At 54.8% G+C, this 12,403-nt stretch carries 11 protein-coding genes; 7 read left to right on the forward strand and 4 right to left on the reverse strand.

The features are described 5' to 3' along the window. From ACK4HN_RS03340 to ACK4HN_RS03370, 7 genes are all read left to right on the forward strand, one after another. Positions 1 to 1,623: an ABC transporter substrate-binding protein gene (locus ACK4HN_RS03340; protein WP_409868665.1), complete on the forward strand. Its 1,623-nt coding sequence runs from the start codon at positions 1 to 3 to the stop codon at positions 1,621 to 1,623. Beyond that, positions 1,620 to 2,414, forward strand: a complete 795-nt coding sequence (locus ACK4HN_RS03345) for a TlyA family RNA methyltransferase (RefSeq protein WP_409868664.1) — start codon at positions 1,620 to 1,622, stop codon at positions 2,412 to 2,414. The genes ACK4HN_RS03340 and ACK4HN_RS03345 overlap by 4 nt, the downstream gene beginning before the upstream one ends. Before the next feature lie 22 nt (positions 2,415 to 2,436). Beyond that, positions 2,437 to 3,282 (forward strand): amino acid ABC transporter permease, encoded by an 846-nt coding sequence (locus tag ACK4HN_RS03350; protein ID WP_409868663.1) that lies wholly within the window; start codon positions 2,437 to 2,439, stop codon positions 3,280 to 3,282. 95 nt (positions 3,283 to 3,377) lie between these two features. Beyond that, positions 3,378 to 3,971 carry a peroxiredoxin gene (locus ACK4HN_RS03355; protein ID WP_409854032.1) on the forward strand — a complete coding sequence of 198 codons (594 nt, stop codon included), beginning with the start codon at positions 3,378 to 3,380 and terminating at the stop codon, positions 3,969 to 3,971. A 130-nt stretch (positions 3,972 to 4,101) separates the two neighbouring features. After that, positions 4,102 to 5,400, forward strand: coding sequence for a hypothetical protein (locus ACK4HN_RS03360; protein ID WP_409877221.1), 1,299 nt, complete (start codon positions 4,102 to 4,104; stop codon positions 5,398 to 5,400). 243 nt (positions 5,401 to 5,643) lie between these two features. Then, positions 5,644 to 6,114: a thioredoxin-dependent thiol peroxidase gene (gene bcp / locus ACK4HN_RS03365; RefSeq protein WP_409868661.1), complete on the forward strand. Its 471-nt coding sequence runs from the start codon at positions 5,644 to 5,646 to the stop codon at positions 6,112 to 6,114. After that, positions 6,111 to 6,566, forward strand: a complete 456-nt coding sequence (locus tag ACK4HN_RS03370; protein ID WP_409868660.1) for an NUDIX domain-containing protein — start codon at positions 6,111 to 6,113, stop codon at positions 6,564 to 6,566. The genes bcp and ACK4HN_RS03370 overlap by 4 nt, the downstream gene beginning before the upstream one ends. Here the strand turns inward: ACK4HN_RS03370 and ACK4HN_RS03375 are convergent. Genes ACK4HN_RS03375 through ACK4HN_RS03390 form a run of 4 tightly spaced genes read right to left on the reverse strand, consistent with a single transcriptional unit; the run spans position 6,563 to position 12,389 of the window. After that, positions 6,563 to 7,294: a precorrin-2 C(20)-methyltransferase gene (locus tag ACK4HN_RS03375; RefSeq protein WP_409868659.1), complete on the reverse strand. Its 732-nt coding sequence runs from the start codon at positions 7,292 to 7,294 to the stop codon at positions 6,563 to 6,565. The genes ACK4HN_RS03370 and ACK4HN_RS03375 overlap by 4 nt on opposite strands. Next, positions 7,294 to 9,084 (reverse strand): ferrous iron transport protein B, encoded by a 1,791-nt coding sequence (feoB, locus tag ACK4HN_RS03380; RefSeq protein ID WP_409877222.1) that lies wholly within the window; start codon positions 9,082 to 9,084, stop codon positions 7,294 to 7,296. Before feoB ends, ACK4HN_RS03375 begins: the two co-directional genes overlap by 1 nt. Beyond that, positions 9,081 to 11,978 (reverse strand): GAF domain-containing protein, encoded by a 2,898-nt coding sequence (locus ACK4HN_RS03385; protein ID WP_409868657.1) that lies wholly within the window; start codon positions 11,976 to 11,978, stop codon positions 9,081 to 9,083. Before ACK4HN_RS03385 ends, feoB begins: the two co-directional genes overlap by 4 nt. 30 nt (positions 11,979 to 12,008) lie before the next feature. Continuing rightward, positions 12,009 to 12,389 (reverse strand): DUF1818 family protein, encoded by a 381-nt coding sequence (locus ACK4HN_RS03390; protein WP_409868656.1) that lies wholly within the window; start codon positions 12,387 to 12,389, stop codon positions 12,009 to 12,011. Positions 12,390 to 12,403 lie beyond the last annotated feature (14 nt).

Consider the following 12,403-nt stretch of genomic DNA (forward strand, 5'->3'; position numbering starts at 1 on the left):
ATGATGTACCGAGCGGGTGTGTCCGTGGCACGACGGCTACTGTGGGGATGTCTTGTACTGTTGTTGGGCCTGCTACTGGTGGCCTGTGGCGGTGATGTGCCTCGCCAGGGGGATGACAGTATTGTCATTGGCACCACGGCTCGCCTGCGCACCCTAGACCCCGCGGATGCTTACGAAAATTTGGCGGGACTGCTGCTGTTGAATTTAGGCGATCGCCTCTACACCTACGAAGGCACAAACCTCGTTCCCCAACTGGCCACGGCTCTACCCGAAGTGAGCGAGGATGGCCTCACCTACCGTATTCCCCTGCGGCAGGGGGTTTACTTCCACGATGGGACGCCATTTAATGCAGCGGCGATGGCTTTTTCCCTTGAGCGGTTTATGAAGAGTGGTGGCCAGCCTGCTTCCCTTTTAGCGGGACGAGTGAAGGAAATTAGAGCAATCGCGGAGGATTTGCTGGAAATTCACCTCAAGGAACCCTTTGTGGCCTTTCCCCATTTGTTGGCCTTTAGTGGTTTGTGTGCTGTTTCTCCCACGGCTTATGGCGCAGCGGGCGATCGCTTTTTGCCGACACAATTTGTGGGCACCGGCCCTTACCGTTTAGCCGCCTACGCTACAGATGGGGTACGCCTTGAACCCTTTGCCGACTATTGGGGCACCAAACCCAAAAATGCTGGGATTCGCATACAAATTTTCTCCAGTAGTGCCAATCTCTACAATGCCTTCCGCATGGGGGCTGTTGATGTGGCGATCGGTGCGCTCGATCCCAATCAAATTCGTGCCCTCAAGGCTCAAGCGGCAACAAAGCACTGGCAGGTGATTACGGGGGCAGGCAACGCTGTGACCGTCCTCAGTATCAATTTGCGCCAACCCCCTTGGGATCAACTGGCAGCGCGGCAGGTTTTGGCGGCCAGTATCAATCGTCAACGCCTCGCGGAACGGGTCTTTTTGGGGGAGGCCGAACCCCTGTACTCCTTGGTGCCGAGCTTATTTCCTGTGAGCGAACCCGTCTTTCGCGATCGCTATGGGGGTGGGGATTCGGGCCAAATAGACCACTGGTTGCAGAACACGACCATTTCACCAGAGCAGCCCTTGGTGGTCAATCTTTGGTACCGTGCCAATGTCCCCAGTAATGTGTTGGCGGCAACAGTTCTTAAAGCTTCACTAGAGCGGGATTTGGGCGATCGCGTTCAGGTGCAATTGGACAGTGCCGACTCCGCCACGATCTACCGCAATTTAGAAAGTGGTGCCTATCCCTTGGTGCTCCTCGACTGGTATGGTGACTTTTACGATGCCGATAACTACCTTGAACCCTTCCTGAGTTGCGATCGCGGTTCTGTGGAAACAGGCTGTGAAAGTGGTGCCAGTGCGGCGTGGGGATCCTTCTTTTACAGTTCTAAGGCCAACGCACTGATTGCCGCTAGTCGCCGTGAGGCCGATTCCCAACGCCGTGGGGCGCTATTGCGTCAGCTTCAGGAACTCAATGCCGAGGCCGTGGCCTTTTTGCCCCTGTGGCAGAGTAAAACCACCCTCTTTGCCCAAGCCACTGTGCAGGGTCTTGCCCTTGAGGTCAACCAGCTGTTTACCTTTGCCCCCCTGCAGAAAGCACCAAAAGATCAATGAGTCCCCGCAAGCAACGCTTAGATACTCTACTTGTGGCGCGGCACCTGTGTGAGAGCCGCCAACAGGCACAACGCTGGATTCGCGCTGGGGAAGTGCAGGTGAACCATGTCCCCATTGATAAGCCGGGTACGCTGGTGGCGGTAGATGCCACGATTCAGGTCAAGGCGAAATCTATCTATGTTTCGCGGGGGGGTGAAAAACTTGCCCATGCCCTCGGCGTCTTTCCCGTGGTGGTGCGCGATCGCGTGTGTTTAGATGGCGGTATTTCCACGGGGGGCTTTACGGACTGTCTGCTGCAAGCAGGCGCCAAATTGGTCTATGGGATTGATGTGGGCTATGGCCAAGTAGATTGGAAGCTACGCCAAGACCCGCGTGTGATTTTGCGCGAGCGCACCAACCTGCGCTATCTCACCCCTGCTGATCTCTACACTGATGATGCGCCCCGCCCGGATCTGGGGGTAGTGGATGTCTCTTTTATTTCCCTGACGAAAGTCTTGCCTGCCCTCTGGGAATTACTGCTGCCGCCGCGAGAACTGATTGCCCTCATTAAGCCGCAGTTTGAAGTGGGGCGCGATCGCCTCGGCAAAAATGGTGTGGTGCGCGATGCTAAGGCACGTCAAGAAGCCGTGGATCAGGTGATTGCAGCCGCCAAAGCTTTGGGCTGGCAGTGCTATGGTGTGACTCCCTCACCCATTTTGGGGCCTGCGGGCAATCAGGAATTCCTCGCCTATTTTGCCTGTGGTGCTGTGGCGAATGCTTCCCTAAAAAAGGAGATGGTATCATCATCCTGACAAAAATGACGGTTTTCTGAGAATGCAGCAAGTAGCACCCTTTATTCCCCCTTGGGCAAAATGGCTCAATGGCATCTTTTTGGTGTGCTTAGGACTGGGTATTCTTGCCTTTTGTGGCTACCTTTATTCCTTTCGTGAGACGTTGCTACTGTACGCGCCGTTTCTCCTTCAGGCAGCAATGACAACGTTTCTAATCTCCGTCTTTAGTTTGCTCTTGGCGGTGATCTTGGGGGCGATCGCCACCTGGGCACGGCTGCACCCTTTCTCTCCTTTGCGCTGGCTCAGCACGGTTTACATTGAATTTGTGCGCGGTACCCCGACACTGGTGCAACTGCTGGTATGGGGCTTTGGCATTGGTGGTCTCTTGAGTCGGTGGGGGTTTGATCCTCGGCAAATTGCCTTTGATGTCATGACTGTGTTGCAAAGCAACCGCTTGGTGTCGCCCCTGTTTAACTACATTTTCTACGGCATTCTTGGCTTAGGCTTTAACTATGGCGCCTACTTGAGTGAAGTCTTTCGCAGTGGCCTAGAGGGGATTCCCAAGGGACAAACGGAAGCCAGCCTCAGCTTGGGTCTGTCAGGTCGGCAAACTCTATGGCGCATTGTTCTGCCGCAGGCCCTGTTGATTATCTTGCCCCCCTTTACCAACAACTTTATTACGCTGATGCAGGACTGCGCCCTCTTAGTGGTGATTGGCGTGCCTGAACTCCAAAACATGACGAGCACCTTTGCTAATCCCATTACGGATGCGCAGCGGAAGCTCTTTGTCTATGTTTTGGGTGCGATGTTCTACTTTGCCCTCTGTTTTCCCCTCTCCCGCCTCTCCCGCTTCCTTGAGCGACGGTGGCAGCACTCGGCTACTTCATAATCAAAACCGTTATGAGTATGATATAGTAAACGTAGCTGTTAAAAAATGTGAACAGCCTTGTTCAACCTGTCGTAGTTAGGAGGATGAGGTTTCTTATGTCTGACTGTCTGCGCGTTGGCCAACCTGCCCCGGATTTTGAAGCGGTTGCTGTTTATGACCAAGAGTTCAAAACCGTCAAGCTCTCGGACTATCGCGGTAAGTACGTTGTTCTCTTCTTCTACCCCCTAGACTTCACCTTTGTCTGCCCTACAGAAATTGTTGCCTTTAGCGATCGCTACGACGAATTTGCCAAACTGAATACTGAAATCCTTGGCGTGTCCGTGGATAGCCAGTTTTCCCACCTAGCCTGGATTCAAACCGATCGCAAAGCTGGCGGTGTCGGCGATCTCAAATATCCCTTGGTGTCTGACCTGAAAAAAGAAATCAGCACTGCCTACAACGTGTTAACCGAGGAAGGGGTGGCGCTGCGCGGTCTCTTCATCATTGATAAAGAAGGAATTATCCAACACGCCACAATCAATAACTTGGCCTTTGGCCGTAACGTTGATGAAACCCTGCGGGTGCTGCAAGCCATTCAATACGTCCAAGCTCACCCCGACGAAGTCTGCCCCGCTGGCTGGAAGCCAGGGGATAAAACCATGAACCCCGACCCCGTCAAATCCAAAGTCTATTTTGAAGCTGTGGGCTAATTACCCCTCTTTCTCAGACTGATCCGTGCGCCGAACCTGCCCATGGGGTGGGTTCTTTTTTGTCTCGCTAAGACCTCTCGGAAAGCGTTAGGGTGAGAGAGGAGGCCTTTTGCCAAATAGGGAGGCAAACATGATGGTGGATCGCCGCCTGATGCAAGCTGTAGAAACGCTGGGGTACCGGGTCACCGCAGGGGATGTGGCGGGTACGGTGGGACTGCCGCTACAAACCGCTGAAAAGGGATTAATGGCCTTGGCGGCTGATGTCGGGGGCACGCTGCAAGTAGCGGAAAGTGGTGATATTGCCTACGTCTTCCCGAGAAATTTTCGCAGTATCCTGCAAGCAAAATACTGGCAACTGCGGCTGCGGGCGGTGGCACAGCGGGTTTGGAGTGTTGTTTTCTATCTGATTCGCATTTCCTTTGGCATTTTTCTCATTGTTTCGATAGTTCTGATTTTTCTGGCGATCGCGATTATTTTGATTGCCCTTTCCAGTCAAGGGCGAGATAGTGATGATCGCAGCCAAGGCGGCTCTTGGGGGAGCGGTGGCATCCATTTTTGGGTCTTTCCGGACGTTTGGTATTTCTTTGGCGATCCCTCCCCGCGGCAATCGCAACCCCGTGGGCGAGACGATAGTGAGGAAATGAATTTCTTTGAGGGGGTCTATTCCTTTCTCTTTGGCGATGGCAATCCCAATGCTGACCTTGAAGAACGCCGCTGGCAACTGATTGGCCAAGTGATCCGCAATAATGGCGGCGCGGTTACGGCAGAACAGATTGCTCCCTATCTCGATTTAGAAACCGATCCGGGCGACGATGAATGGTATATGCTGCCCGTGCTCACCCACTTTAATGGTCGCCCCGAAGTCACCGACACTGGGCAGATTATCTATCGCTTTCCTGAGTTACAAACGACGGCGCAAACTCGCAAAGATCAACGACAGACGCTTCCCCCCATCTTGGAAGAGTACCGCTGGCGTTTTAGTCGGGCGCCCACTTGGCAAATTATGGTGGCCATTGGCTTGGGCTGTGTCAATCTCATTGGTGCCTTGATGCTGGGGTACCTGTTGGGAGATGGGGCGATCGCCCAAGAACTGGGGGGGCTGGTGGCTTTTGTGGCCTCAATCTTTTGGATCTTGCTCGGCTATGGTATTGGCTTTTTGGCCATTCCCTTGGGGCGGTACTACTGGTTACTGTGGCAAAATCAACGCATTCGCGATCGCAATGCCCGCCGTTACCACTACGCCAATATCTTGGCCAATCCCACACCGCAGTTGCGTGCCAAATTACGGGCGGCTCAAACCTATGCCCAGCAGCGGCAAATCCGTGAACAGGATGTCATCTATCGCTCCGATCAGGATTTAGTGGAACAGGAACTTGCCCAATCGGAAGCCATTGATCGCGAGTGGTTACGCCGCCTCGAATCGGAGTAGATCATGACCTCCTCTGCGCCAGAGACTCTTGCAGCCATTCAAGCTGTCTTCCACTGAGGTGAATGTGGTGGCATCCTCCCCTATCTCCTCTAGTGCGCCTTGGAGGTTGGTATTTTACGTGGCAGGGACAATTTTATCCACAGCTTGTACCCAGAGAGAAATTTTTTTGATGGGGAGCGCCACCGCAGTAGGCATCAAACTGGGAGAAGATAGAAATGACCAACCATTGGGAATGGCTCAAAAATGTCCCTAATCGTTGGGGCGATCGCCCCCCCTTTTGAATTGCCAGACGCCACGGGTCAGCCTGTGCGCTTGAGCGACTTTCAAGGCCAGTGGGTGATTCTCTACTTTTACCCCCGTGACAATACCCCTGGCTGTACCAAAGAAGCCTGTGCCTATCGGGATGTCAGTGCCACTTTGGGCGATCGCAACGTCGTGATCCTCGGCATTAGCCCCGATAGTGTTGCCTCCCACGCCAAATTTCAGCAAAAGCTCAACTTACCCTTTCGTTTGCTGGCAGATGAGGACACCAGCGTGGCCCAAGCCTATGGCAGCTATGGTCCCAAAAAGTTCATGGGCAAGGAATACCTTGGGGTTTACCGCGATACGTTTCTCATTGACCCCACGGGCAAAATTGCGGCCATTTATCGGCGCGTCAAGCCCGAGGCCCATGTGGTGCAAGTGCTAGCGGATCTGGAGCGGCTGCAAGGGTGAACTGGTGTTGGCGACTCGTCCGTTTTTTCCTAAAACGGGTCTGGCGACATCCGTTTGTGGCGGTGTCGGTGATTGCCCTGACGGCGGGCGATCGCCTGATTCTAGTGCAGCGCCGCGATACAGGTCAATGGTCGCTCCCCGGCGGCATGATGGATTGGGGCGAAACCATTCTCGATACGGGCGCCCGCGAACTGGCGGAGGAAACAGGGCTGCGTCTCAAGAGCTTTGAAGGGCTGGTGGGAGTTTACTCTCATCCGCAGCGAGATCCCCGTGTCCATGCCGTGTGCATCGCGATTGCCGCCCGCGTTGCCGGTGAGCCGCAGGTTTTGGATGTCAAGGAAGTGCGTGCAGTACGAACCTTTCCCCTCAATGAGTTGCCCCTAGGGGATTTAGCCCACGACCATGCCCAACAGTTACAGGACTATTTGAGCGGACATATAGGATTGACTTAGGCACTCCAGAAGTTCTGCAAGATGGGGCGCCGCTTCCAAACAATGAGCAGCGAAAAGTAGGGCAAGGTTAACTCTGGATAGTTCGTCAGAGGGGTGTAGATTTGCTGTTTTGGCGTTGTTGCCCAGCTCACCACTGCCGCCTGTTCCAAGAGCTTTTGTTCCTTCAGCCAATACCAGACCTCGCCATAGACTGATCGCACCTTCATGCAAACCACCACCTCCGCCCATCCCCACACCCGTGCGAGGTCATCCCCGTGGTACATGGCGGGTATGATGGCTAGGCGATCGCTCCCCAAGGTGAGGGGCACCCCTAAACTAGCCGCTGCTGCCAAGGGCGAGCAAACTCCCGGAATCACCTCAATTACAATCTGGGGGTCAAGGCTCTGAACGGCTGCCGCCAAGTAGGAAAACGTACTGTAGAAACTGACATCCCCTTCGGACACAAAGACCACATCAATGCCCTGAGTAAGGTATTGATAGACCTGCACTGCCGCCTTTTGCCACGCCTGTTCTAGGACATCTGCTTCAAAAACATAGGGGAATTCAAGGGGGAGATAAATTTGCTGCGGTTCTTTGTAGGGGGAAATAATCTCCTCAGCAATGCCGCGCCGTCCCTGTAGTCCCGCAGGAAAGGCAATCACCCTTGCTTGCTGGAGGCGTCGCCAACCTTTGAGGGTAATGAGTTCAGGATCGCCGGGGCCTACACCAATGCCGCAAAGGGTGGTCATTAGCCCCATCCCAACCAGTGCCCCAGTTGATAGAGGCTGCCACTCACTACCCATGCCATCACCAACGCATAGAGGTTGGCAAAAATCGTAAACCAACCGCGCTTTGATTCACTCCAGAGGGTGGCAAGGGTGCTCAAGCAGGGGGTGTACAGGAGAGTAAACAGCATAAAGCTGTAGGCCTGCAAGGGCGTCAAATCTTGGGCGATCGCCTGCTGTAGCGCGGTACCCGAAAGGTGATAGATAACTGCCAAGGCGCCAATCACAATTTCCTTAGCGACAAAGCCGACAATGAGGGCGATCGTCAGGGTCGGTGTAATGCCTACCGGTGCCAAAAGCGGCTGTAGAGCTGTCCCCAGTTGACCCGCCCAGGTCTCTGGACTTGACGGCGTTGTATTCAGAGGTAAATGGGTCAAGGCCCACACCACCAAAATACCCATCATAATAAAGCCCGTGGCTCGCGAGAGAAAATGCCGCACCTCACCCCACGCTCGCAGAAACACCTGTCGCCCCGTTGGCCAGCGATAGGGGGGCAACTCCAGCAAAAAGGGATCGGTGTTCGGAAAATAGCCCTTAAAACAGAGGGCAGTGAGCAAGGCCGCCAGAATACTCCAGCCATAGAGAGACAGCAGGACGGCTGCCCCCCACTGCGGTGGAAACAAACAGGCAATGAGAAACACAAACACCTGTAGCCGCGCTGAACAAAGGGAAAAGGGAATGATCAACATTGTCAGCAGCCGTAGCCCCGGCGAGCGAATAATGCGGGTAGCCATCAGGGCGGGGACATTGCAGCCAAAGCCCATCAAGCTGAGGACAAAACTGCGGCCATCCAAACCCAAGCGTGCCATCAAGCCATCCATGAGGTAGGCGGCACGGGCAAGGTAACCACTGTCCTCAACAATGGCCATCACCATAAAGAAGATGGTAACTAAGGGCACAAAGGCTGCCACTGTGGTAATACCGCCATAGAGACCCTCAATCAGCAAACTGCTGAGCAAGGGGGGCAGCCCCGCGAGGAATGGCTCCAGTACTTGTCCCTGAAAAGCCTCAAAGGTATCACTGAGCCAGCCTTGAACCCCCAGACCCAGCACCCACACCACCTGAAAGACAAGGTATAGCCCCGCAAAAAAAAGGGGCAGTCCCCACAGGGGATGGAGCAGCCAGTGATCCAACTGCTCCGTTAGTCGGCGCACAGGACGACTGGGGAAAGTTACAGCGCCCGCTAGGAGGGGGGCGATCGCCCCCGCATCAATTTCTGGCAACGTTGGCTTGAAGAGAGGGGTTTGGGGAATCGGTGCTTCCTTGAGGGCATGGCAAATTGTTTCGTAGGCCTCCCAATAGCCGCCACCATACTTGGCACTTAAAGCAACTACAGGCACCCCAAGGCGATCGCTCAATTGCTTGGTATCAATTTGAATCCTCAGTTGCCGCGCTTCATCGGCCATATTTAGGAGCACCACCATGGGGAGTCCCCAAGCCTTTACCTGAAGTGCTAAGCGCAATTGATGCTGAATCTGACTGGCATTGAGAATGACCAACACCAGCCGCAGCGGCACCCGCTGGAAAAACTCACGCACAATTGTTTCATCAGCCGCCGTTCCCGCCAGATCGTAGATGCCCGGCAAATCCACCAGTTTAACCCTCTCACCATTGAGGGAAATCTCAGCTTCGGCGAAGTCCACCGTAATCCCTGGCCAGTTGCCCACATGGGCACGGGCGGCGGCAATGCGATTGAAAAATGTGGATTTACCAGTATTGGGGTAGCCGAGAAGGGCGATCGTGCTAGGGGTCATTGGCGGGGTTGAGTGGTGTGGAGTTCAAAGGTACCGCTGCTCTCTTGGTTCATCGGCAGCAGGAGACGGCTCAAGAAGCGACCATCCTCCAGCCGATACATATCGAGATGGTAACCAAAACGCTGACAGAGGTTAAAGCAGACTCGCAGGTGACGACCCGGCGGCTCATCAAGGGGAGAAGGTGCCAACCAGTCGGGATGGTTCAACTGGCGCAGTTGAATCAAAAGCTGCGGCTCTACTTCCCCATCGTCAGTGATGGAAAGTTCCAGCCAAGACTGTATTTTGCCCCCTTGACTCCGCTGTTCAATTTGCTGGCACCAGAGATCAATGCGACCTTGGGAGGGCGATCGCTGGCAGGCAAAAAGAAGCAATTCGTAGAGGATTAACTCCAGCTTGCTAATGTCGCCATTGAGGGTAAGGACAGGTTGATTTTGCACTTGAATCCACAGTTGTTTGCGCTGCTTCCAATTTTCGATGCGATCTATCACTCGCTTAAGGACTACCGCTAAACCCGCTGTGTCGGTGGCTTTGTCCAGTTGCCATACCTCATGGCTCAAGAGGGGATGCAGGGATTCCAACTGGGTTGGCAGGAGCGTGCCTAAGCGCCGCAGCAGGGGATCTGCCTCAGGGTGCTGCTGAACCCATTGCGTCAACTGATTGCACAGACCTGCGAGTTGGCTATAGACCTGTTCAAGGCGACGGTGCTTGTACCAGTTCAGCACTTCTAAGGTCTGAAAACCTTGGATGAGCCTCTGTAGGAGGGCGGTACTGCGGTGCGCCCAAGCTAGCTGGTTCACAAGGGTAATGAAGGCCTCTAGGTGCAAGGTTGACCACTGGCGATCGCGATGATCGGCCACAATCAGTACGCCGGAAGGTTCGTATTCTGGGTCTGTGCGCAGGGCGATCGCCAAAATTTGGCCAATGTCTGGCCCTGACAGCCACTCGCGGGTACGCGGATCTAGTTCTGCTGCCGTGGTCTGAATCAACCAAGCGTAGGGATTGCTGGTGACATCAGCTTGGGAAGCCATCAGGGCACTGTGGAGCAGCGGATCCTCATAGATGGCAATCTCAGCCTCGTTGCGAATGGCAAATTTGGGATGGCCAGGAGGCGGTGCCACAATCGAGCCAACCGTCTGACCGGGTCGCCACGTCACTAAGGCCACAAGGGGCACCTGCATCAAATTCATGATCTGCTGCAAGCCCGTCAGTTCAATGCGCTCGAGGTTTTGGGTGCGTTGCAGTGCCGCCAGACCCGTCAACATCGCCGATCGCACCTGCTCCTGCTGCGTATTCGTCTTTTGCAATTGCCACTGATGGCTAATCAGGCCAAGGGTGCGCGCCACCTCCTGCACGAGGGTTTGCTGACTTTTGCCCCAAGTTGTGGGTTCAGTGCGCCCCACCAACAGCAGAGCCTCCAAAGCATGGCCGGGGGTGGTGGTTGCCACGAGGAGGGACTGGAGATTCAGCTTGCCGAGAACCTCTTTCCAAGAGTAGAGGCGCAGTTCATGGCTGTAGTCCTCAAGGGCAATGGCGGTTGTCGCCGTTTCCAAGAGCTGCCAATCCATTTTTTGTAGTGGCGGGAAGGGCGGATGGCGATCGCGCCCGCGGGGGGCTGGATACTGGAATAGGACATCAAAGGCTTGGGTCAGCGCGTTATAGGCTAGCAAAAAGACCCACTGTACCCCTAAATCCGCGGCTAACTTTTCGCCCGCATGGTGAAGCACCTGCTTCCAGTCCTGCTCATCACAGATGGCTTGAGCCAACTCACTCACCAAGCTTTGGGCGCGCTGGGTCTGCGCCAAGAGGTGCTCGAGGCGTTCAGTGGGGGCAGCCAAGGCCAGCAGTTGTGCGGTGACTTGGAGGAGTTTCTTCTCGGTGTCATTCCAAGGGTAAGGCTCATTGCGCTCCAATGTGAGAAAGCCCACTACGTCCGTGCCCACCAGAATCGGCGTTGCCACAAGGGCGCGGCAATTCAGCATTTGCATCAGCCGTAAGGGGGCAGTGGCACTGACCACACTTTGACTATCACTGACACTCACGGTTTGGCCGCTGGCAAGGGCAGTGTAGCAACCCGCTAACTCCTGCTGTGTAATCGCTAAGGGTTGCCGCTGGCTCTCGCGACTCTGGGATTTGCCAACGGTGTAACTGCGCCGCCGATAGAGGGGTTGCTCCAAATCTCGCCAAAAGAGGCTGGTACGTTGAGGTTGACAGAATTGGTGTACTGCCAGCAACAGGGCTTCAATGCGTTGACCCAAGCTAGGGGCACGACTGGCCTCTTGCAGCAGATGGCGTACAGGGTCATCACTGGTAATTGTGGGAGCAGCCGCTTGCTTTCCTTCCGGCGCCGTTTTCGTTGTTTTGGTGGCTTGGGCGGCTGTCAGGCCTTCCAGTTCTGCGCCAAGGGCACTCACCAAGAGGCTCATGTGAGCCAAATCATCCCCCCGCAGGGTATCGCCCCATGTGGTGGAACCGATCATGAGAATGCCGAGGGGTTGACGATGACGAATAATGGGATAGATGGCCGTGCCTTGAATCCCCAAACGGGTGGCCGCTTCCCGCAACTCTGCTAGACGTGCTTCCTCTTTGAGACTGGGCAAACTAATGGGCTTCCGGTTCATCAACACCTGATCGAGAAGGCTACCGGGGGCAAGGGTCAGTTTCTGCTTGAGAACGGGATGATCACCAAGGGGTGTGGTTCCCCCTTGGCCAATGAGTTGTTTGGTGGCGTCATTGTACAGCCCCAGCCAGACAAAGGACATGCCGAGGGTTTCTTGGGCAAAGCTCACCAAAGGAGCAATAAGTCCGCCAATTTGCTCTTGCTGTTGCAGTTGTTTAACGGTGTTGACCAGTGCCGCCAAAGCGGGGCTGACCTTTGAGGATTTGGCAGAGGTCATAGGGGCGATCGCAACCGAGAAGGATGTCTTTTATTCTAAACTTTGCCCCTCCGCAATCCTGTGCTGCAACTCACAGCAGGCAAGGAGAAAGTCTGGGGGCACCGGGGCAGGCCATGTCCCCTCAACGCGGCGATCGCCCAACACAATTAGATGCAGGCTATAGGTATGGGGATAGCCTTCTAATTCCAAGTGCACAGCATCGTTGCGGCCAGTGAGGGTAATCATTTCCTCTACCATTAATTCGGGGGCGATCGCCTGAAGTTGCTCGTGGAGTTGACAAAATAAATCCACAAATGCCTTGAACTCTTCACGGGTGAGTTCTGTTGCCCAATCCTCAGCACCTACCAGCCCCGCATAGAATTGATCCTTGCGCCAGCCCACTCGCCAGCCTTGACCCGCCCGCAGTTCCACAACCTGACCTCTTA

The organism is Thermosynechococcus sp. (genome assembly GCF_046299655.1).
Lineage (GTDB): Bacteria > Cyanobacteriota > Cyanobacteriia > Thermosynechococcales > Thermosynechococcaceae > Thermosynechococcus.